The sequence below is a fragment of the Pseudofrankia coriaricola genome, assembly GCF_032027725.1.
Classification (GTDB): domain Bacteria; phylum Actinomycetota; class Actinomycetes; order Frankiales; family Frankiaceae; genus Pseudofrankia.
In genome coordinates this window covers 1-20,528 of record NZ_JASNFO010000050.1, presented here as the reverse complement: position 1 = coordinate 20,528, position 20,528 = coordinate 1, and the positions used below count along the sequence as shown (strand labels likewise).

Sequence of the window (20,528 nt, the reverse complement as noted above, 5' to 3'; positions counted from 1 at the left end):
AAGCGACGCGGACCTCCCAGCAGACCTCCCGGATCGGCTTCGCCGATCCGGGAGGAACCCCGGGCTTCGTCGATCTGGACAGGAATCCCGGAGGGCGACAGCCATGGACCTATCCGACCTCCCGGGCGGCCTAGCTGGCACGGCCGCCGAGGGCGCGGCCGAAGCGGCCGCGGCCGCCAACGGGCTGCCGCCCGCCGACCCGCCGCCGGTACGCAAGCCGGCGGCGATCTGGGACCGGATCAAGTTCCTGCTCCTGTTCGGCGCGCTGTTCCTGTTCGTCGTCGCCGCGCAGGTCTCCGGCAACCCGCTGATGACCTGGGGTGACGCGTTCAGCATCGAGGCGCGGAGCAGCTGGTGGCTGCTCGCGCTGATCGGTGTCGAGATGGCTCGCCAGGTGCACATGTTCATCGGTGAGCGTTCGTCGCCGTACTACGTGTTCTGGACCGACCGGGTGTTCGGTCGGGCCGAGAAGCGGATGCTGCGGCTGGACGACTGGAACCGCTTCCGGGCGAGCCGGGCCGCGAAGTGGATCATCACGCTGCTGGTCGCGCTTTTCATCTACGCGCGCGTCGTCCACCTGTCGATGTTCGACGCCGTGGTCCAGGTGCCCAGCGACCTGTGGAGCGCCATCCCGCTGCTGCTCCAGGTCGTCCTGCTGTTGGTCATCGTGGTCGGCCAGTTCGTCGCGATCTTCTGGTTCATGTCCAAGGGTGGCGTTGAGGTCTACTACCCGGACGACGTCAAGACCAGGTTCACCGACGTCTGGGGCCAGGACCACGTGGTCTCCCGGGTGAAGGAGAACGTCTTCTACCTGGAGCACCCGGAGGAGATCGAGGGCAAGGGCGGCTACGTCCCCGGTGGCATCCTGCTGTGGGGCCCACCCGGAACGGGCAAGACGCTGCTCGCCGAGGCCGTCGCCGGTGAGACCGGCAAGCCCTATGTGTTCATCGATCCAGGTGCGTTCCAGGCGATGTTCATGGGCGTTGGCATCCTGAAGGTCAAGTCGCTGTTCCGGAAGCTGCGCAAGCTCGCGCTGCGCTACGGCGGCGTCATCGCCTTCTTCGACGAGGCGGACAGCCTCGGCAACCGCGGCCAGCTCTCGCAGGGCTTCAACCGCGGGTCCGAGCGGGCGGCGTCCTCCCACCGGACCGCGCACCTTGCCAGCCACCTGGGCGCGCACGGCTGGCGAGCGCCGTCATACGCGGATGGACTCGCCGACCTGACGGGCTGCAACGGCCTGCATTACCTGACCGACCAGGCCAAGGCCGAGGTGGTCGGGCATCGCGCCTCGACGGCCGGCGGGCTGGGCTTCGGCCCTGACGGGCCGGGGCGGCCCAGCGGGCGGACCGTCAACCGGGTTGTGGCCGGCATGGGCGGCATGGGCGGCGGCGACATGGGCACCCTGCAGGCGCTGCTCGCCGAGATGTCCGGCCTGAAGAAGCCGCGCGGCTTCCTCAACCGGGTCGTGCGGCGCGCGCTCGGGATGAAGCCCAAGCCGCCGCCCAAGTACCGAATCCTGATCATGATGGCCACCAACATGCCGAACTCGCTGGACGAGGCGTTGTTGCGGCCGGGCCGCATCGACCGGCAGTACGAGGTCGGCTACCCAAGCAAGGAAGGCCGGATCAAGACCTATGAGGGCTACCTCGCCAAGGTGAAGCACGAGCTCACGGACGACCAGGTCGAGCGGCTGGCCACGATGAGCACCGAGGCGACCGGCGCCACGATCAAGGACACCGTCAACGAGGCGCTCACCCAGGCGATCAAGGACGGCCGCGAGGTGATCACCTGGGCGGACATCCTGCGCGCCCGGGTGATCAAGGAGCACGGCCTGCCCGACGACCACGAGCACATCGAGCGGGAGCGGCACAGCATCGCGCTGCACGAGGCCTGCCACGCGGTCGTCGCCTACCGGCTGCAGCGCGGCCGGGTCATCGACATGGCGACCATCGAGCGGCGCGGTGGTGTCGGCGGCTTCGTCGCGTCGGTCAACGTCGAGGACAGCATGTTCCAGTGGAAGTCCGAGGTCGAGATCCAGGTGATGGTGTCGCTCGCCTCCCTGGTCGGCGAGCGGATGTTCTTCGACGGCGACAACACCGTCGGTGTCGGCGGAGACCTGCGCAGCGCGACCTACCTGGTCTCCCGGAGCATCTCGATGGCGGCCATGGGCGACACGATCTCGTCCTGGCTGACCCTGGCCAACGACCTCCCGATCAACCCGATCGCGGTCGATGCCGACCGCCCGTTCGGCGAGCAGGTCGAGGCGAAGCTGCAGGCGCTCTACCGGCGCACCGAGGACGTGCTGGCCGCCAACCGGCACGAGGTGCTCGCCCTGACCCACGCGCTGGAGACGCACAAGACCATCACCGGCGAGGACGTCGAGGCGATCATGGAGGGCCGGGAGGGCCCGACCGTCGACGGGCGGCGTTACCACGAGCCCGAGTTCCTCGACATCGCCGAGGAGTACCACCACAGCGCGCTGCGGGCGCACCGCGGCGCGAACGGGAGCGAGCTGCACCTGCCAGAGCTCGACCGGGTCGCCGCGACCGCCACCGACCAGACGGCGTCCTCGTCCTCCTCGGCAGTGGCCGAGACCGACTAGGCCGGGCAGCGCGACGAGCCTCGCGCCTCGACGCCGGTCTGTGCTCGCCGAGCGGAGACCGGCGTCGGTGTGTTGGGCTGGCCGCGGGGCCGGCGGGCGGCGGCGACAGGTGAGGCCCGGCCGGGCCAGCCGAGACTTGCCGCGGACCAGGGCGGGCACCGCCCTGGGGCTCTCCGGCCTCGCTCAGGTGGACGGCACGGGACGCGCCGACGGCTGCCCGGCCGGGGCCGGCTCGACCGCGCGGACCGCCGAGCCGGAACCGGCGGCCGCGCCGGCCGTGGCCGCCGCGCCGGCTCGCTCCGCGCGGGCCCGCTTCACGGCGACCGGGGCCACAGCCGGGCGCGCCTCGATGCGGCGCAGCGACGCGAGGCCGATCAGGGCCGCCGCCACGGCGGCGACGCCGGCGAGCACGAGGCCGGCTCGGGCGCCGAAGACCTCGGCGATGGCGCCGGCGATCGGGCCCCCGAGCGGGGTGGTGCCGATGAAGGCCATCGACCACAGCGCCATCACCCGGCCACGCATCTGCGGCTCGGCCGACAGCTGGACGGTCGCGTTGCCGGTGGCGATGAAGGCGACGCTGGCCGCGCCGGTGACGACGAGTGCCACGACCAGGACGACCAACGACGGCGCCGCGGCGGACAGGAGCAGCAGGGCGCCGAAGACGCCCGCGACGGCGACGAGCGAGCGCACTCCGGTGAGCCGGCGGCGGGCCACGAGCAGGCCGCCGGCCACCGCGCCGGCGCCCATCGCGCCGGTCAGCAGACTGTAGGTCGCCGCCGTGCCATGGAAGGACTCCCGGGCGATCAGGGGCAGCGTCACCTGGAACTCGTAGGCGAGGGTGCCCGTCAGGACCATCATCGTCAGCGGGATCCGGATACCGGCCGTGCGCACCGCGTAGTGGAAGCCCTCGCGGATCTGGCCCGGTGCCCTGGGCACGGGCGGGTTGGGGCGCAGCGCCGAGCGGTCGAGCCGGGCGAGCGCGACCAGCACCGCGGCGAACGACAGCGCGTTGAGGATGAAACACATCCCGGTGCCGACCAGGGCGATCGTGGCTCCGGCGATCGCGGGGCCGACCACCCGAGCGGCGTTCATCGTCACCGAGTTGAGGGTGACCGCGTTGGGTAGCGTCTCCGGGCCGACCATCTCCTGTACGAAGCTCTGCCTGGCGGGATTGTCGACCGCCTGTGTGAGCCCGAGGCAGACGGCGAAGGCGACCACCATCCACAGCGTGATCACGTCGGTGATCACGAGGACCCCGAGAACGGCGGCGAGCAGGGCCTGGAGGGTGGCGGTGCAGCTCAGCAGCCGGCGGTTGTCGGTCCGGTCGGCGACTAGGCCGCCGTAGGCGCCGAAGACGAGCACTGGCAGGAACTGCGCGGCGGTGACGACGCCGAGCACCGTGCCGCTCGCGCCAAGGGAGAGCACCAGCCAGCCCAGCGCGATCGTCTGCATCCAGGTGCCGCACATGGAGATGATCTGGCCGGTGATGAAGCGGCGGTAGTTCGGCACCCGCAACGCGGCGAACGTCCCGCCGGAACGCGGCGAGGGCCGGTCGCCGGTCGTCGTGCCCGTCGCCCGTGTCTCGACGGCGCGGGGGGCAGGCAACCGCCGGGAGCCGCCGGAGGATCCGCTCTCGGTGGACGGGCGATCTGGCGAGCAGCCGCTCACCTGCTGCGTACTCGTCGCCATTTCGCGTTCCAGTCCCCGCGACAGCATCAACGCACCTCCGTCCTCCAGAACGCGGCTCGGCAAGTAGTTATTTCGCAACAGGTAAATATTTTGCCTCGGAGCGGGTCGTTCGTCGTGGGGGATGGTGATTGACCTTTGGATCACCTACAATACGAACATACGTTCGAATCCCGATCATGCCTCCAGCCAACCGGATCACCCTCGGAGCGGCATGCGGCCAGCGGCTTCCCGCGTGGGCGGCCAACCAGCCGTGCCCGAGTGGCAGGGCCCTCGGATGGCGGCATCAGGGCAAAGGCAGACGCGACCGCGCCAACCGCGGCTTCCGCGCGCCGCCAGTCGATGGAGGGGGTGCATGGTGACCGGAGTCCCCGACGACCACGCAGGGGCATCAGAGCCCGAGGTCCCGGACAAGGCCGGCGTCCCCGCCGGGCCAGCACGTCCGGAGGCGGGCGATCCAGCGCCGCCGCGGGCCGCCGACGGCGGCGGTGCCGAAGCCGGTGCCCCCGGCTCGGCGGCGGGCGGGCGGCCGGTCGACCCCGCGAGACTGTCGGACGTGGATCTCGCCACGGCGGTGATCGAGGGCCGGGCGACCGTCGACGCGACGACCGCGCGGTGGGTGCTGCTGGTCGGCGAGTTCGACCGCCGCTCGTTGTGGCTCGCCGACGGCGCGGTCTCGGCGGCCGCCTGGCTACGCAGGGAGTGCCGGATCAACGCGCCGACCTCGACGCATCTGCTGACCGTCGCCCGCGCGCTTCGCGATCTGCCGGCCACTAGGGACGCCTTCACCACCGGCACGATCAGCTTCGAGCACGTCCGGGCGATCGCGCCGTCCCTCGGCGGCGGGCGGGTCGATCTCGCTCGCCGCGCGGACCCGATCTTCGCCCGCGCCGCCGCCTGGATGACGCCCCGCCAGGTCGCCCGCGTCGTGAGCACCTGGACCGACATAGCCGACGCTTGATTTCTTGGTTCGCTGTGTTGCTGGTTCGCTCCGTGCGGGCACGGCGCTCCGGCCCCTTACTCGCTTCGCTCCCAAGGGACCTCCCCGCCGTGTCCTCCTGCGCTCACGTGCGCTCCGGCGACCTCCGCTGCGGCCCGCCTACGTCGCTTCGCTCGTAGGCAGGCCTCCGCGGAGGCGCGCCTCCGCGCCCAGCGCGGTTGCGTTCCGCTTTGGCGTCACCAGGCCGAAGCCGCAGCACTCGCGGGGCCACTTCGCTTCGCTCGTGGCAGGCCTCCGCGGAGGTGCGCCTCCGCGCCAGCTCGGTTGCGTGCCGCTCGGACGGTGCGAGATCACGGCACCCCGGTGGGGGTACATCGCTGCGGTCGGGGGACGGTCTTCGCGCCTGATCGGGACTGATCGCTTGGCCGAGCCGAGTCCGGACGTGTACGAGCGAATCTAAGTGCCCCTACGGAGGAGCCTGTCCGGATTGGTGACGTTCAGCGTCGGGCGACCGCGCTGGGCGAGGAGGCGTGGCTACACGGAGGCACCCCTACGAGCGCAGCAAGGTGCCCTGCACACGCGCCTGCTTCGGATTGGTGACGTTTCAGCGGTGGGCGACCGCGCGGCGCAGAGGCCCGGCCACGAGCGAAGCGACGCGCCAGCTATGCGAGTGCCGCGGCTTCGGGTTGGTGACGTTGCAGCGGCGGGTTACCGGGCTGGGCGCGGAGGCGCGCCTCCGCGGAGGCCCGGCCACGAGCGAAGCGATGTGGTGGCATGCGCGTGCTGCGGCTTTGGGTTGGTGACGTCACGGCGACGAGCAACCGAGCTGGCGCGGAGGCGCGCCTCCGCGGAGGCCCCCCTACGAGCGAAGCGATGTAGGGGGGCCGCAGCGGAGGTCGCCGTAGCGCACGTTCGCGGAGGAGGACGGCGCGCGGAGGTCCCTTCCGCAGCGAAGCAAGGAAGGGGCCGGAGCGCGCCGCCCGCACGGAGCGAACCAATGTTAGAGCGGGATGTTGCCGTGGATGTTCTTGTCGGGGCGGCCGGCGGCGATCGCGTCGGCGATCGCGGCGGCGACGACGCCGCGGGTCTCGGTCGGTGAGACGACCGCGTCGATCACGCCGAGCTCGACCGCCTTCTGGACGCCGCCGACGGCGACCGCGTGCTCCTCGGCCAGCTCCTTGATGACCTCGGGCTGGCGCTGTGCCGGCACGGCGGCGATCGTGCGCCGGTGAATGATCTTCACCGCCGCTTCGTGGCCCATCACGGCGACCTCGGCCGTCGGCCACGCGTAGACGGCCGTCGCGCCCAGGCAGGAGGCGTTCATCGCGATGTACGCGCCACCGTAGGCCTTGCGGGTCACGACGGTCACCCTGGGCACCGTGCACTCGGCGAAGGCGTAGAGCAGCTTGGCGCCGCGGCGGACGACACCCTCCCACTCCTGGCCGACGCCGGGCAGGTAGCCGGGGACGTCGACGAGGACAATTAGCGGCACCCCGAACGAGTCGCACATCCGCACGAAGCGGGAGGCCTTCTCCGCCGACAGCGAGTCGAGGCAGCCGCCGCGGCGCAGCGGGTTGTTCGCCACCACGCCGACCGTGCGGCCGCCGAGCCGGCCGAGTGCGGTGACGATGTTGCGGGCCCACTTCGGGTGCAGCTCGATGAAGCCGTCGTCGAGCACGCCGCCGATGAGGGGCCGGACGTCGTAGGCACGGCGCGGCGACTCCGGCAGGAGCGCGCCGAGGTCGCGGGGCTCGACCTGCCCGATGTCGCGCTGGTCGGCGAGCAGCGACACGAGCTCTCGGGTCGTCTCGACCGCCTGGTCGTCGGAGTCGCAGCTCAGGTGGACGACGCCGCTCTTCTTGGAGTGCGTGTCCGGGCCGCCGAGGCTGTCGGCGGTGCAGTCCTCGCCGGTCACCGAGCGGACGACGTCCGGTCCGGTGACGAAGACCTTGGCGTCCGGTCCCATGATCACCAGATCGGTCAGCGCCGGGCCGTAGGCGGCGCCGCCGGCGGCCGCGCCGAGCACCAGGGAGATCTGCGGGATCCGTCCGGAGGCACGCACGATCGCGGCGAAGACCCGGCCCACCCCGTCCAGCGAGGCGACACCTTCCTGCAGCCGGGCGCCGCCGGAGTGCCAGATGCCGACCACCGGCACGCTCATCCGGGCGGCCGACTCGATGGCGTGCACGATGCGCGCGCAACCGTCGCGGCCCATCGCCCCGCCTTGCACCGTCACGTCGGTAGCGAAGGCGACCACCTCGTTGCCGTTGACGAGTCCCTGCCCGGCGACGACGCCCGAGGTGTCGGGCGCGGCGAACAGGGTGACGGTGTCGTCGTCAAAGAAGTGGTTCAGCCGGGCGACGGGGGTACGCGGGTCGACGAGTTCCATCGTGGACAGACTCACCGGGAATCTCCTTGTTGCCTGGGCGGCGAACGGGCTGCTCCTGCGACCGGCCGCTGGCGCGGCGGGCCTGCTTGCACATCTGTCCGGTACACGGGTCATGGCGTACCGACGTGGCGCGCCTCGCGGCGCGCCGGGCGGCAGCGTGCGGGCAGCGCGGGATCACCGTTCTGACCGCCGAGGCATCGGCGCCATCGGCGCCGCCGCGGCCACGGGGTGGCCACCGGGCACCCGGTCAGGAACCGGGCACCCGGCGGCCAGCCGCCGTGTTTGTCCTTCCGGGAGCCGTCCTCTGGTTGCCGTCTCCCGTGTTGCTGGCCGCTGGTACCGGGGCGAGCCATGGCCCGCCCCGTCCCAACGTCATCCAGGCGTGAACGCCAGGCAGACGTCGTGTCCGCCGAACCCGAACGAGTTCGACAGCGCCGCGCCCGACTTGATGTTCCGGTTGTCGATCCGCACCACGTCCAGCTCGATCTCGTCGTCGAGAGCGTCGAGGTTGCGGGTCGCCGGGACGATGCGCTCGCGCATCGCCAGCACAGTGGCCACGGCCTCGACGGCGCCAGCCGCGCCGAGCAGGTGCCCGGTCATCGACTTGGTCGCCGTCACCACGGCCGAGCCGGCCGCCGAGCCGAGCGCCAGGTACAGCGCCTTCGACTCGGCGAGGTCGCCGACGGGGGTCGACGTCGCGTGCGCGTTCACGTGCGCGACGTCGGCCGGGGCCAGGTCGCCGGTCTCCAGCGCCTCCTGGACCGCCCGGGCCGCTCCGGCCCCGTTCGGCTCGGGCGCGGCCACATGATATGCGTCCGAGCTGATCCCGGCCCCGGCCAGGTAGCCGAGAATCCGGGCCCCGCGGGCCTTCGCGTACTCCTCCGCCTCCAGCACCAGGATCCCGGCACCCTCGCCGAGCACGAACCCGTCCCGCGCCTTGTCGAACGGCCGCGAGGCCAGCGTCGGGTCGTCCTGGCGCTTCGACAGCGCCTGCATCTGCGCGAACCCGGCGATCGGCAGCGGCGCGATGGCCGCTTCCGTCCCGCCGGCGATGATGACGTCCGCGCGGCCGAACTTGATCAGCTCGTACGCGAGCGCGATCGCCTCCGTCCCCGACGCGCAGGCGCTGACCGGGGCCCGCACGCCGCCCCTCGCGCCGAACTCCAGCCCCACGGTGGCGGCCGGGCCGTTCGGCATCAGCATCGGGACGACGTGTGGGGTCACCTTACGGGCGCCCTGCTCTCGCAGCACGTCGTGCTGCGAGAGCAGGGTCAGCACGCCGCCGATGCCGGAGCCGACGCAGACCATCAGCCGCAGCGGGTCGACGTCCGGTGTTCCGGCGTCGGCCCACGCCTCACGCGAGGCGACCAGGGCCATCTGCTGGGTCCGGTCGAGCTTGCGGGCCTCGACGCGGCCGAGCGGGGGCTCGACCGCGAGCGGGGCGGCGATGTGGACCGGCACCGTTTCGATCCAGTCCTCCGTGAGATGGCGTACGCCGGACCGGCCGGCGAGCAGCCCTTCCCACGTGGACGCCACATCGCCCCCGAGCGGAGTGGTCGCCCCGAGGCCGGTGACGACAACCCGCCTAGGGGTCCTGATCACGCCGCGACACCTGCCCGCTGGATGTAGGAGACCGCGTCACCGACGGTCTTGAGGGTCTTCACGTCGTCGTCCGGGATCTTGACGCCGAACTTCTCCTCGGCCGCGACGACGACTTCGACCATGGACAGCGAGTCGACGTCGAGGTCGTCGATGAAGGTCTTCTCGGGGGTGACGTCGGCCGGGTCCACACCGGCGACCTCCTCGAGGATCTCGGCGAGACCGGCGAGGACATCAGTCTGGGACATCGGGGACCTTTCTTGATCGGGCAGCTGTACAGGTTCTGGTGGTGATCGTCACCCACGGATCTGGGCGGCGCGCGGGCACTGGCCCGGCGACACCGTCCGATGGGTGGCGAGCAGGGTACGGCTCGCCACCCGTCAGGGGGTCAGGGGGGCAGCGGACCCTCGGGATTCCCGCCGCATCGGTGACAGGTTTCCTGCCGGATTGGCGAAGCCCGGGGTTCCTGCCGGATCGGCGAAGCCGATCCGGGAGGTCTGCTGGGAGGTCTGCTGGCAGGCCAGCGATCCAGCGGGTCCGGATCCGTGTCAGCGGATCCACGGGGAAGCCGTCCGCCTGGGCGGACACCCTGGCGAGGGTCCTGGCGAAGCCGCCGGCGGGAGGGGAGCAGGGTTCGCGCGCCCCGGCCGGCACCGCCTTCAGGGGCATCGGATGACCTGGCCACAGTAGGTCAAGCCGGCACCGAAACCGAACAGGAGGACCGGGTCGCCGCGCCGCAGTTCGCCGGCGTCGAGCAGCCGCGACAGACCCAGCGGGATGCTCGCGGCCGAGGTGTTCCCGGAGTCGACGACGTCGCGGGCGACGACCGCGTTCCGCGCGCCCAGGCCGCCCACCAGCGCCTCGATGATGCGCAGGTTGGCCTGGTGCGGCACGATCCCGGCGAGCTCCTCCGGCGCGACGCCGGCGCGTTCGCAGATCCTGCGCAGCGTCGGAACCAGGGTCAGGGCCCAGCGGAAGACCGCCTGCCCCTCCATCCGGAACAGGTTGTCGCCGTGGCCGGGGACCCTGATCACGTCCGGGCGGGAGCCGTCGTGGCCCCAGACCACCGGGCCGATCTCGTCGCTCTCGCCGGACCCGACGACCGCGGCGCCCGCGCCGTCGGCGAGCAGGATGCACGTCGTGCGGTCGTCCCAGTCGGTGTAGTCGGACAGCCTCTCGGTGGCGACCACGAGCACGTGGCGGGCCGTGCCCGAGCGGACCGTGTCCGCGGCCTGGGCGAGCGAGTAGCAGAAGCCGGCGCAGCCCGCGTTGATGTCGAACGCGCCGGCGGAGTGCACCCCGATGCGGTGCGCGATCTGCGGCGCCGCCCCCGGGATCTGCGACGGGCTCGTGCAGGTCGCGGTGATGACGAGGTCGATGTCGCCCGCGGCGACGCCGGCGGCGGCCAGTGCCTTCTCGGCGGCCGCGGCGCCCATCATGACCGTCGTCTCGTCGGCGTCGGCGATCCGGCGGGTGGCGATGCCCGTCCGGCTGCGGATCCACTCGTCGGAGGTCTCGACGCGCTGGGCGAGGTCGTCGTTGGTGACGACGCGCACCGGGCGGTACGTGCCCAGGCCAAGGACTCGAGCGGCGGCGGTCATCAGGCCTCCCCACCACGGGCGCCGGCCGGGACGGGCTCGCCGGCGGGCGCGGGAATCGTAACCGTCGCCGCTGGCGGCTGCCCGACGCCGACGAGCTCCGCCAGCAGTTCGCGCGCCGCCGGCAGGTCGTCGGGGCTTTTCACTGGCAGGATCTTCACTCCGGGCAGCTCCCGGCGGGCGATGCCGGCCAGCGTGCCGGCGGGAGGCAGCTCGATGACGGCCTTCACGCCCAGCTCGCGCAGCGTCGCCATGCACAGGTCCCAGCGCACCGGGGCGGCGACCTGGCCGACGAGCCGGGCCACCATCTCTCGCCCGTCGGTTACCACGGCGCCGTCCGCGTTCGAGACCTGGCCGAGGCCCGGCGTGCCGGGGCGGATGCCCGGGGCGACCTCGGCGAGCGCGTCGCGCCCGGAGGCCATGTAGTGGGTGTGGAACGCGCCCGCGACGGCGAGCGGGCGAACCCGGACACCGGGCGGCGGCTCGGCGGCGAGCTTCGCCAGCGCATCGAGGTCGCCCGCGGCGACGATCTGGCCGGCGCCGTTGCGATTGGCCGGCGTCAGGCCCAGGCCCTCCAGATGCGCGGCGACCTCCTCCGGGTCGCCGCCGAGCAGCGCCGACATGCCGGTCGGGGTACGAGCCGAGGCCGCCGCCATGGCCCGGCCGCGCAGCGCCACCAGCGCCAGTGCGGTCTCAGGCGAGATCGTGCCGGCGAGCGCGGCGGCGGTGATCTCGCCGACGCTGTGGCCGGCGACCAGCAGCGTCCCGGCGGCCACACCGCCCGGGACGGGCAGCCCCAGCTGCTCGGCCGCGATCAGGCCGGCGGTGACGATCAGTGGCTGCGCGACCGCCGTGTCCCTGATGGTCTCCGCCGGAGCCTCGGTGCCGAGCTCGACCAGGTCGATGCCCGCGGCTGCGGCGAACCAGCGCAGGCGCGCCGCGGCGCCCGGCAGTTCGAGCCACGGTTGGAGCATTCCTGGGGCTTGGGCGCCCTGGCCTGGCGCGAGGATGGCGAGCACGTCACTACCTAACCCTTCGCGGGCGCCCGCTGTCGCTGGCGGCCACTCACCGATGTGCCGACGGCTCGTTGTAGCAGTCCTACAAAACGCAGCGCCCGGACGGGTACGTTAGTCACCTCGCGGCACCTGGGCCGACAATCGTGTGACAGGGCCGTTAAGTCGGGCGATGTGACCGTTGTCGCACCGGCGAGGAGCCGGTGGAAGGCCATGTTCGCACCATCACGCCTGTAGGTCGTCCACGACACGACGAGTGTTCGCCGCGGGGTTCCGGCGGCCCCGATGGTCCGCCTGGCCTGGCTGCACGGCTCGGCTCGGCCGACCGGGGAGGCCCGCCGGGGGGCGTCCCCGATCCACGCCTGACTGACGGCGGAGACGCTTTCCCGGCTCGTCGGGAGCTATCCCTCGAGGCGGCCGAGGAGGAGCGCTATGTGCAGTGTGAACCGCTGGCGGTGGTCGGCCGTGTCGAGGCCGCACACCTCCGACGCCTTTCTCAGGCGGTAACGCACGGTGTTGGGGTGGAGATAGAGGGCCCTGGCGGTGGCCTCCAGGGAGGCGCCGAAGTCGAGGTAGGTGCCCGCCGTCTCCAGCAGCGGCGCGCCCGCGTCGCGCAGCGGCAGGTAGATCTCGTCGATGAGCACCCGGCGGGCCCGCTCGTCGCCGGCGAGGGCTCGCTCCGGCAGCAGCGCCCGCGCGGTCACCGGCCGCGGCGCCGCCGGCCAGGCGGCGACGACGTCGGCCGCGGCGATCGCGGCTCGCGCGGACTCGGCGGCGCCGGCGAGATCCGCGGCGACGGGGCCGACCACCACCGGACCAGGCCCGCACGCCGGCATCAGTACCCGAGCGGCCTCCACCACCGAGTCGATGCCGCTCGTGGCGGCGCGGTTGCGACGAGGGCGGCCGGGCCGGTTCGGGTCACCGGTCGCCGCCGCGACGGCGCGGGCCGCGGCCTCGCGGGGCACCGCGCTCTCCTCGGCCCGTGCCGCCCTGGACGCGCCGGCCGCGGGCACGCCGGCGGGGGAGGCGGGCGGCTCCGCGACGATGCCGGCCGTCCCGCCTGGCACCGCGTCGGTACCGGTCTCGTCGAGCCGGAAGCGGCCGCCGACGATCATGACGAGCCGCTGGTTGTGCACACCGGTCAACACCTCCAGGCCCGCCGAGCGGGCCAGCCGGTGCACCTCGTCGACGACCGCCTCCGGCGCCTGCGGCGGCGCCGCGCCTACGACGACGGTCACCGCGGGCGGGTTGCGCCAGCCGACCGCCGCCGCCCGCGACGACAGCGCCCTGTCCTGGTCGCCGCGCACGACGTGGTCGACGACGAGCGCCTCCAGCCGGGCGTCCCAGGCGCCGCGCTCCTCGGCGACACGGGCGTAGACGACCGCGCCGGCGAACGCGATGTCGCGGGAGTAGCGCAGCACGTCGGTCAGCACCCGCTGCTCGTGCTCCGGCTCGACGATGTTCGGGACCTCGGCCTCGATCGTCTCGACGGCCACCCGGACCAGGTCGACGAGCCGGCGGAAGGTGACCGCCCGGACCAGCTCGCGCGGCGCCACCCGGAACACGTCGCTGGACAGGTCGCGGGCATGCTCGGGGCGCCGGCACCATTCGACGAACGAGGCGATGCCCGCCTGCACCACGAGTTGGATGTCGGCGCGGTGCCGGGCCGACATCCCCGGATACCAGGGCAGCAGCTCGGACATCCTGGCGACGGCCTTGTTCGCCAGCAGCCCGCTGGCCCGTTCGATGCGCCGGATGACCGCGTCGTTCGTCCCGGCGTCGGCCTCGGCGCGCCCGCCGCCGGCCCGGTCCGGGCCCGTATCGCCGGTCCGGGCGGCCGGTGCCAGGGGTGGCGCGAGTAGGGCGGGCGGCGCGGGCGGATCGGCGGAGCCCGGGGTTCCCGCCGGATCGGCGGAGCCCGGGGTCCCTGCCGGATTGGCGAAGCCCGGGGTCCCTGCCGGATTGGCGAAGCCAATCTGGGAGGTCTGCTGGGAGGTCTGCTGGGAGGTTCGGCCGTGCGCGGATGCGGGTTCGGCCGATGGCGGAGTCACGGCGACCAGCATGCATCACGGGGGCTCGCCGACGTTCGCGTGCCGGTCACGGCGCCGCGTGCGACCCGCGGGCGCGTCCCGGCGCGGTGCCGGAACGCGCCGACGGCCATGGCCGCGAAGCCGCCCGGAGACCGGCTGGGCGACCGGCTGAGGGGAGATGCCGGACGCGCCGGCGGGCGCACGGCGACAATGAGCCGATGCCCCGACCCAGACCGCCCCGTGCCACGGTTTTCGTGGCGGGCCTTGTCGGCGCGCTCACCGGCCTGCTCGGCGGGTGCTCACAGGTGCTGCCGATGAAGACCGAAGGCCTGATCCCGGCCGACCTGGTGCCTGTCTTCCGGGACGCCGCCGCCACCTACGGCCTGCTGTCGGCCGCCCAGCTCGCCGCGCAGGCCCGGGTGGAGAGCCGGTTCGACTCATCGGCGATCTCCCGCGCCGGCGCGGTCGGCATGATGCAGTTCCTGCCGCGGACATGGGCCGAGTTCGGCCTCGACGGCGACGGTGACGGCGTCGCCGACCCGCTCAACCCGCTTGACGCGATCCCGTCCGCCGCGCACTACGAACAGCATCTCTCGGAGCTCGTCGGCGACCTGCCGGGCGACCAGATCTCCTTGGTCCTCGCCGCGTACAACGCGGGTCCCACCGCCGTGCGGACGGCCGGCGGCGTTCCCGACTTCGCCGAGACCAGGTCCTACATTGCGAAGATCAATTCCTGGGCGGAGACCTACGCCTCCGAGATCTGACGGTCGGCGTCGTAGGAGGGTGTGGTGAAGGGGCCGCCCACGAAGGCGTGGTCCGCCCCGGCGAGATCGGGCTTGCCGAACGGTGGCCGTCGCGGCGGTGGCCTGGGACGCTACGGGAGAGGGTCCCCGCGGCGGAAGGACTCGCGATGGCCAGCGGCGCTGATGTGCTCGTGGACGCCTTCGGGCGCGTCCGGGAAGTCGTTCACGGCGCGGTGGACGGGCTGTCCGCCGAGCAGCTCAACCACCGGCTCGACGGTAGGGCGAACTCCATCGCCTGGCTGGTGTGGCACCTGGCCCGAGTACAGGATGACCACGTCGCCGACGTCGCCGGTACGGAGCAGGTATGGACGTCGGCGGGCTGGTACGGCCGGTTCGGCCTGCCGCTCCCGCCGGAGTCCCATGGCTACGGGCACACCTCGGCCCAGGTCGACAGCGTCCGGGTCGGCGACCCGGACCTGCTCACGGGCTACTACGACGCGGTCCACGACGCGACCCTGCGTTTCGTCGCCCCGCTCACCGACCCCGACCTGGAGCGGGTCGTCGACACCAGCTGGGACCCGCCGGTGACGCTCGTCGTCCGCCTGGTCAGCGTCATCGCCGATGATCTTCAGCATGCCGGCCAGGCCGCCTTCGTCCGCGGTCTCCTCCCTGCCGGTTGACGCCGCCGCCTCACCCGCCCGCGAGCCCCGAGCGTCCTCAGTCCCCGGTGATGCCGTCGATGCGTTCGCGCAGGAGGTCGGCGTGGCCGTTGTGGCGGGCGTACTCCTCGATCATGTGGAAGTAGACCCAACGCAGGGTCAAGGTGTTGCCGCGGTGGACGAACGCGTCATCCAGCGACCGGCCGGCCGCGGCCGAGCGGGCCCCCGCGACCTCCTTCTCGAAGGCGTCGAAGGCCTCCTGGGGATCGGCGGTGTCGACGTCGTCGAAGTCCGCGTCCTGGTTGTTCTGCCTGACCCAGTAGGGCGCCAGGTCCTCACCCGCGAACCTGGTGCGGAACCAGCCCCGTTCCACCTCGGCCATATGCCGCACCAGACCCAACAACGACAGCGCCGACGGCGGGACGGCACGCTCCCGCAGCCGGTCGACGGTCAGGCCGGAGCACTTGAGCAGGAGCGTCTGGCGGTGGTAGTCGAGCCAGGCCTCGAGCTGCTCGCGCTCGCCACCGGCGGTCGGTTCGTCCATCCGGATGATGTTCGGCGCGGTCCACGTCATGCCCACATCATCGCGTCCGCCTGCGACAGGTTCGACGCCTCGCGTACCCGTGCCCGGGAGGCGGTGAGCAGGCGCCCGCCCGGAGCGAGGGCCCGGTGGTGCCGGGCGGTGCCGGCAGGCCACGGGTGGCGGTTTGCCGGGTTCGGCGGGGTGGGGCTAGGTTGCGGCCATGACCGAGAACTCGGGCAGTGCCCGGCTCACCGTCGGCGACCCGGCTCCCGACTTCACGCTCTCCGACGCCGACGGCAACCAGGTGTCGCTGGCGTCCTTCCGCGGCCGGCGGGTGATCGTCTACTTCTACCCGGCCGCGAGCACTCCCGGCTGCACCAAGCAGGCCTGCGACTTCAGGGACAGCCTGGCCCAGCTGAACGACGCGGGCCTCGACGTGCTCGGGATCTCCCCGGACAAGCCGGCGAAGCTGGTCAGGTTCCGCGACAACGAGGGCCTGACGTTCCCGCTGCTGTCCGACCCGGATCGGGCCGTGCTCGGCGCGTACGGCGCGTACGGCGAGAAGACGCTGTACGGGAAGAAGACCGTCGGCGTGATCCGTTCGACGTTCGTAGTCGACGCCGATGGAAAGATCGAGAAGGCGCTGTACAACGTCAAGGCGACCGGCCACGTCGCCAAGCTGATCCGCGACCTCGGCCTCGCCACGGCCTGAGGGGGGCGCCCCCGCGCGCCCCCCGCCACGCCCTCAGGCGGCTGGTGCCTTGAGGGTGGAGTCGAACAGCTCCGCGGTGCGCTCCCAGTGCCGCTCGGCCGCGGCCTCGTCGTACACGGGGAGGTCCTTGACCGCGAAGCCGTGCATCGCGCCGGTATAGACCTCCATCCGGTAGTCGACCTTGGCCGCGTCGAGCGCCGCGGCGAGGCGGGCCTGGTCCTCGGGGGTGCAGGAACCGTCGTTGTCGGCGACGCCGAAGTACAGCCGGGCACGCACCTCGCCGGCGTGCCTGTGCGGGCTTTCCGGGTCGTCCTCGATGGCGAGCCGACCGCCGTGGAAGGACGCGGCGGCGGTGACCCGGTCCGGGTGCGCGCCGGCCGCGGCGAACGCGAGCCGGCCGCCCATGCAGTAGCCGGTGGTGCCGACCTTGTCGCTCCTGGCGGCCGGCACGTCATCCAGGGCCGTCAGCAGCGCGCCGGTGTCACCCATCACCGCGGTGGTGGTCGCCTTCTGCATGACGCCGAACAGGCGAGCCCGGATCTCCGGGTCGGAGAAGGCCGTCGCCCCGTCGAACGGGCCGGCGTCCGGGGTGCGGTAGAAGACGTTCGGCAGCGCGACGGCGTAGCCGAGGGCGGCGAGCCGGTCGGCCATGTCCTGCGTCACCGGCCGCACGCCGAAGGCGTCCGGATACATGATCACGGTCGGCAGCGGCTCGCCGCCCTCGGCCTGGTAGGCCGGCGGGAGGTGCAGGTAGACGTCCATGACACCGTCCTCGGTGCGCACGTCGAGCTTGGACACGGTCATGCGTGACTCCCTGGAGTCTTCTTGGTGGCCGACGCGGGCACACGGAGCGGACATCCGCGCTCGCGGCGGCTGGGCCGGAAGGACCTGCCTGGTCGCGGCCGGCGGCCGGGCGACGGGCGGCTACCCCCGACCAGCGCGGTCCTGGCTCGGGCTCGGCCAGCGGGAGCCATCTCCAGCTGGTACTCCTCCGGGCCCTGGCTCGTCGGGGCACGGCATCGCCGGCGGCTGGCACTGCCGCAAAACATTATCTCGCACCCGCCCATCTCCGCTCCGGCACCCGTTCCGGAGCAGAGATGGGCGCGCCTCTGCCGGCCGCCGACCCGGCCCCGGATCTAACCGGCGGCGCTGACGGCTGCCTTGAAGGCATCGGGGACGAGCTGCTCATTGCTGAGCGTCTTGCCGTTGATCTTGACGGTGGGCGTGCCCGTCACGCCGCGCTTGGACGCGTTGTCCTCGACCTTGGCGACATAGCCGTCATACGTGCCGGAGCGCACCGCGCCCGTGAACTCCGACGACGTTAGCCCGGCCTGCGAGCCGAGCTCGATCAGCTTGTCGTTCGTGAAGGCGCCGGAGTTCTCCGTCGTGCCCTGGTTGGCGTAAAGCAGGTCGTGGTACTGCTTGAACTTGCCGGCCTGGGCCGCCGCGGCGCCCGCGTTCGCGGCGCGTACCGAGTCGGGCCCGATGAACGACATCATGTGGTACACAGCCTTGATCTTGCCGTCGTCGATGAGCGACTGGACGGTCGGCCCGGTCGTGGTCTCGAACTGCTTGCACACCGGGCACTGGAAGTCCTCGTAGAACTCGACCGTGACCGGGGCGTTCGCCTTGCCGACGACGATCCCGTTGTCCGGCCCGGTCGCGTTCGCCGGGATCACGACGGGCTTGGAGTCCTGGCGAGAGTTCTGGACGAGGATCCCGACGACGGCGGCGACGATGATGACGCCGACCACCGAGGCGAGCACGATCATCCGGCGGCGCCGCCGCTCCCGTGCCTCGACCGCCTCGCGAGCCGCGGCGGCCCGCTGCTGGCGCGCCGCGGCGCGCGGGTCCCGCCCTGGCCGGCCGTCGCCCCGCCGGGCCGCGTCGCCGGCGGCGCGCGGCGGCTGGCCGCCGTTGGCAGCACCCTGTCCTGCCCGGTCGCCAGGCCTGCTTCCCGTGCCCTTGTTCATCGGTCGCGCCCCATCCGTCGTCCCGCCCCATCTCCGCGTCGGGTCTCTCGCGGCCCGGCGGACCCGGCCCGGCCGTCCGCCGGGTGCCGGTCGGGGCCGTCCCAGCCCTCGGTGTCACCGCCGTCGCCCACCCGGCCGCGCCAGTCGCCCCCGGCCGCGTCGCCGTCATCCCAGGCTTCGTCGTGCTCGTCCCAGGTCTCGTCGTCGTACTCGCCGTCGTACTCGTACTCGTCCTCGGCCGCGCCCGGGCGCCGGCGGCCGGCGGCCGGCGCGTCCAGCAGACGGTCCAGGGCGAGATAACCGCCTGGCCAGCGAGCGAGCAGCCCGCTGGCGACCAGAAGCAGGCTGTCGCGGACAAGCTCCGACGTGTAATGGGTGGGCGCGTCCTTGGCGAGGTCACCGCCCGAGGAGAAACAGCCGCACTCGATGCGCAGGCCACGAGCCGCGGCGGACGCGATCGCCGCGATATACGCGGCGAGCATCAGCGAGGACAGCAGCGCGCAGGCGCGCACGGCGAGGCCCAGCAAGAGAAGCACGCCGAGCGCGATCTCGACGAACGGCACGGCGTAGGCGACCGGGTGGACGAGGCTCTCCGGCAGGATCCGGAACGCGCGCACCGTGCGGACCATCCCGGCCGCGTCGCCGACCTTGAGCGCTCCCGCCACCAGCCACAGCACCGCGAGCGCCAGCCGCAGCGCCGTCGAAACCGCGCGGACCCAGGCGCGCGCCCCGAAGGACCGGCCACCTGTCCGGTCTCCGGCGTCCGCGAGCGGGGGAGTGCGGGTCACCGCGTCGCCCTCTGCGCGGCCAGGACCGGAAGATCATGGATGTAGTCGGTGATCTGGGTGCCCGGCGGGTAGCGCAGGGCGAGTCGGCCGTCGCGGCCGAACGCCAGCACCTCGGCGTCCTGGTTCTGCTCGATCACGCCGTCTGCCCCCGTACGAGGTTGTTCCACGTTGACATCCAGCGCCCGAGCCGCGGCCCGCACCTCGGTGAACGGGCCGGTCAGGCCGTAGAAGCCGAATCCTGGGTCGAAGTGATGCAGCCAGGCGGCCAGCACGGCCGGTGTGTCGCGCGCCGGGTCGGTGCTGACGAACACGACGCGGATCCGCGCTCGCACCGCCGGGTCGAGCTCGCCCATCGCCTGCGCGAGGTCGGCCGTCGTCGCTGGGCACACGTCAGGGCAGTGGGTGTAACCGAAGTACAGCAGCGTCACCAGGCCGTCGGTCCTGGCGCGCAGGTCGAAGGGGAGCTCGTCGGTCCCGGTCAGGTTCAGCGCCGGCTTCGGCGCGGGTGTCGCGGGGCTGATCCCGTGCAGGCCGTCCGAGCGCCGCTCGCCGACCACCGCGGCGCGCATTCCGGGGGTGCGGTCCGCGCAGGCCGTCGCGCCCGCGAGCAGTGCCGCCAGCGTCAGGAGGGCGACCGGCGTCCCGGCCGCGGGCCCGCGCGCGTGGACCCGGCGCGGCTCTTCCCGGCCGGATGCGGAGGTGGCCTCGCTTTGTGCGCGGCGCGCCTGGGCGCGGCGGATGTCGTCGGCGAGTGCCGGCGAGGTGACGACCATGATCCTCCACGCTGAGAGCATGAGCAGGCGTGGGCGGCGTCGTCGGTGCCGATACGCGTCGGCGCGCGCTGCTACCTGCGGTAGGTCTCGGTTCATGCCGGCGCGGCGCCGTGATGGGCGTGGCCAGCCGTAACCGTAAACGAAGGATGGCGGCACAGCGTTTCCGGAGAACAGGGCGGGTCGCCGGTGTACATATATGGACGTACTGCCGTAGATACCTGATACCTCGCCGTGCCTCGTTCCGCCGGCCGGCCCGAACTCCCATCGGCGGTCCCGCTAGCGGCCCGCGTCCTCCTCGGCTCCGATGGCCCTGATTGGTTCTAGAGGGCCAAAGGGTGTGCGAAAATGATCTTCCTTCGCACACCCGGCGGCCGTTGTCCCCAGGATCACTAGAGGGCCAAAGGGTGTGCGAAAATGATCTTCCTTCGCACACCCGGCGGCCGTTGTCCCCAGGATCACTAGAGGGCCAAAGGGTGTGCGAAAATGATCTTCCTTCGCAC

17 protein-coding genes are annotated in these 20,528 nt (G+C 72.5%); 5 read left to right on the top strand and 12 right to left on the bottom strand.

Features of this window, described 5'->3' with window-relative positions:
• Nucleotides 1–103: 103 nt before the first annotated feature.
• Nucleotides 104–2,602, top strand: a complete 2,499-nt coding sequence (locus QOZ89_RS26175; RefSeq protein WP_083418453.1) for an AAA family ATPase — start codon at nucleotides 104–106, stop codon at nucleotides 2,600–2,602.
• A 183-nt stretch (nucleotides 2,603–2,785) separates the two neighbouring features.
• On the opposite strand, the gene QOZ89_RS26170 is transcribed toward QOZ89_RS26175, so the two are convergent.
• Nucleotides 2,786–4,318 (bottom strand): MFS transporter, encoded by a 1,533-nt coding sequence (locus tag QOZ89_RS26170; protein WP_083418454.1) that lies wholly within the window; start codon nucleotides 4,316–4,318, stop codon nucleotides 2,786–2,788.
• Nucleotides 4,319–4,643: 325 nt separating this feature from the next.
• On the opposite strand from QOZ89_RS26170, the gene QOZ89_RS26165 reads away from it, so the two are divergent.
• On the top strand, nucleotides 4,644–5,249 hold the full coding sequence (locus QOZ89_RS26165; RefSeq protein WP_083418455.1) for a DUF222 domain-containing protein: 606 nt from the start codon (nucleotides 4,644–4,646) through the stop codon (nucleotides 5,247–5,249).
• A 979-nt stretch (nucleotides 5,250–6,228) separates the two neighbouring features.
• Here the strand turns inward: QOZ89_RS26165 and QOZ89_RS26160 are convergent.
• The 6 genes from QOZ89_RS26160 to QOZ89_RS26135 form a co-directional block, all read right to left on the bottom strand.
• Nucleotides 6,229–7,632, bottom strand: coding sequence for an acyl-CoA carboxylase subunit beta (locus QOZ89_RS26160; RefSeq protein ID WP_397428846.1), 1,404 nt, complete (start codon nucleotides 7,630–7,632; stop codon nucleotides 6,229–6,231).
• Between the two features lie 357 nt (nucleotides 7,633–7,989).
• Nucleotides 7,990–9,219 carry a beta-ketoacyl-ACP synthase II gene (gene fabF / locus QOZ89_RS26155; protein WP_312625916.1) on the bottom strand — a complete coding sequence of 410 codons (1,230 nt, stop codon included), beginning with the start codon at nucleotides 9,217–9,219 and terminating at the stop codon, nucleotides 7,990–7,992.
• A complete protein-coding gene (locus QOZ89_RS26150; protein WP_007520367.1) occupies nucleotides 9,216–9,464 on the bottom strand; it encodes an acyl carrier protein in 249 nt (82 codons plus the stop codon). The genes fabF and QOZ89_RS26150 overlap by 4 nt, the downstream gene beginning before the upstream one ends.
• Nucleotides 9,465–9,875: 411 nt before the next feature.
• Nucleotides 9,876–10,817: a beta-ketoacyl-ACP synthase III gene (locus QOZ89_RS26145; RefSeq protein WP_071048218.1), complete on the bottom strand. Its 942-nt coding sequence runs from the start codon at nucleotides 10,815–10,817 to the stop codon at nucleotides 9,876–9,878.
• Nucleotides 10,817–11,833, bottom strand: a complete 1,017-nt coding sequence (locus QOZ89_RS26140; RefSeq protein WP_071048219.1) for an ACP S-malonyltransferase — start codon at nucleotides 11,831–11,833, stop codon at nucleotides 10,817–10,819. Before QOZ89_RS26140 ends, QOZ89_RS26145 begins: the two co-directional genes overlap by 1 nt.
• A 395-nt stretch (nucleotides 11,834–12,228) precedes the next feature.
• On the bottom strand, nucleotides 12,229–13,878 hold the full coding sequence (locus QOZ89_RS26135; protein WP_397428845.1) for a helix-turn-helix domain-containing protein: 1,650 nt from the start codon (nucleotides 13,876–13,878) through the stop codon (nucleotides 12,229–12,231).
• Nucleotides 13,879–14,075: 197 nt separating this feature from the next.
• Here QOZ89_RS26135 and QOZ89_RS26130 point away from each other — a divergent pair, with 197 nt between their 5' ends.
• Together QOZ89_RS26130 and QOZ89_RS26125 are read left to right on the top strand one after the other, a co-directional pair.
• A complete protein-coding gene (locus tag QOZ89_RS26130; RefSeq protein WP_071048221.1) occupies nucleotides 14,076–14,621 on the top strand; it encodes a lytic transglycosylase domain-containing protein in 546 nt (181 codons plus the stop codon).
• Between the two features lie 146 nt (nucleotides 14,622–14,767).
• A complete protein-coding gene (locus QOZ89_RS26125) occupies nucleotides 14,768–15,280 on the top strand; it encodes a mycothiol transferase (protein ID WP_071048222.1) in 513 nt (170 codons plus the stop codon).
• Between the two features lie 37 nt (nucleotides 15,281–15,317).
• On the opposite strand, the gene QOZ89_RS26120 is transcribed toward QOZ89_RS26125, so the two are convergent.
• On the bottom strand, nucleotides 15,318–15,833 hold the full coding sequence (locus tag QOZ89_RS26120) for a DinB family protein (RefSeq protein ID WP_071048233.1): 516 nt from the start codon (nucleotides 15,831–15,833) through the stop codon (nucleotides 15,318–15,320).
• 169 nt (nucleotides 15,834–16,002) lie between these two features.
• Here QOZ89_RS26120 and bcp point away from each other — a divergent pair, with 169 nt between their 5' ends.
• The gene (gene bcp / locus QOZ89_RS26115) at nucleotides 16,003–16,494 is read left to right on the top strand and encodes a thioredoxin-dependent thiol peroxidase (protein WP_071048223.1); all 492 of its coding nucleotides are present in this window, start codon (nucleotides 16,003–16,005) and stop codon (nucleotides 16,492–16,494) included.
• Between the two features lie 33 nt (nucleotides 16,495–16,527).
• Here the strand turns inward: bcp and QOZ89_RS26110 are convergent, their stop codons facing one another.
• The 4 genes from QOZ89_RS26110 to QOZ89_RS26095 all read right to left on the bottom strand — a co-directional run bounded on the left by QOZ89_RS26110 (nucleotide 16,528) and on the right by QOZ89_RS26095 (nucleotide 20,028).
• Entirely contained in the window at nucleotides 16,528–17,298 is a 771-nt protein-coding gene (locus QOZ89_RS26110; protein ID WP_071048224.1) for a dienelactone hydrolase family protein, read from the bottom strand.
• A gap of 332 nt (nucleotides 17,299–17,630) precedes the next feature.
• The gene (locus QOZ89_RS26105; RefSeq protein ID WP_312625907.1) at nucleotides 17,631–18,467 is read right to left on the bottom strand and encodes a DsbA family protein; all 837 of its coding nucleotides are present in this window, start codon (nucleotides 18,465–18,467) and stop codon (nucleotides 17,631–17,633) included.
• Nucleotides 18,464–19,255, bottom strand: a complete 792-nt coding sequence (locus QOZ89_RS26100) for a MauE/DoxX family redox-associated membrane protein (RefSeq protein ID WP_071048226.1) — start codon at nucleotides 19,253–19,255, stop codon at nucleotides 18,464–18,466. Before QOZ89_RS26100 ends, QOZ89_RS26105 begins: the two co-directional genes overlap by 4 nt.
• Nucleotides 19,252–20,028 carry an SCO family protein gene (locus QOZ89_RS26095; protein WP_071048227.1) on the bottom strand — a complete coding sequence of 259 codons (777 nt, stop codon included), beginning with the start codon at nucleotides 20,026–20,028 and terminating at the stop codon, nucleotides 19,252–19,254. Before QOZ89_RS26095 ends, QOZ89_RS26100 begins: the two co-directional genes overlap by 4 nt.
• Between the last annotated feature and the right edge of the window lie 500 nt (nucleotides 20,029–20,528).

Excerpts from the sequence above, each read along its gene's own strand:
- QOZ89_RS26175 (WP_083418453.1), top strand. The coding sequence starts at position 104 with ATGGACCTATCCGACCTCCCGGGCGGCCTAGCTGGCACGGCCGCCGAG.
- QOZ89_RS26170 (WP_083418454.1), bottom strand. The coding sequence starts at position 4,318 with ATGCTGTCGCGGGGACTGGAACGCGAAATGGCGACGAGTACGCAGCAG.
- QOZ89_RS26165 (WP_083418455.1), top strand. The coding sequence starts at position 4,644 with ATGGTGACCGGAGTCCCCGACGACCACGCAGGGGCATCAGAGCCCGAG.
- QOZ89_RS26150 (WP_007520367.1), bottom strand. The coding sequence starts at position 9,464 with ATGTCCCAGACTGATGTCCTCGCCGGTCTCGCCGAGATCCTCGAGGAG.
- QOZ89_RS26145 (WP_071048218.1), bottom strand. The coding sequence starts at position 10,817 with ATGACCGCCGCCGCTCGAGTCCTTGGCCTGGGCACGTACCGCCCGGTG.
- QOZ89_RS26130 (WP_071048221.1), top strand. The coding sequence starts at position 14,076 with ATGCCCCGACCCAGACCGCCCCGTGCCACGGTTTTCGTGGCGGGCCTT.
- QOZ89_RS26125 (WP_071048222.1), top strand. The coding sequence starts at position 14,768 with ATGGCCAGCGGCGCTGATGTGCTCGTGGACGCCTTCGGGCGCGTCCGG.
- QOZ89_RS26120 (WP_071048233.1), bottom strand. The coding sequence starts at position 15,833 with ATGACGTGGACCGCGCCGAACATCATCCGGATGGACGAACCGACCGCC.
- bcp (WP_071048223.1), top strand. The coding sequence starts at position 16,003 with ATGACCGAGAACTCGGGCAGTGCCCGGCTCACCGTCGGCGACCCGGCT.
- QOZ89_RS26110 (WP_071048224.1), bottom strand. The coding sequence starts at position 17,298 with ATGACCGTGTCCAAGCTCGACGTGCGCACCGAGGACGGTGTCATGGAC.
- QOZ89_RS26105 (WP_312625907.1), bottom strand. The coding sequence starts at position 18,467 with ATGAACAAGGGCACGGGAAGCAGGCCTGGCGACCGGGCAGGACAGGGT.
- QOZ89_RS26095 (WP_071048227.1), bottom strand. The coding sequence starts at position 20,028 with ATGGTCGTCACCTCGCCGGCACTCGCCGACGACATCCGCCGCGCCCAG.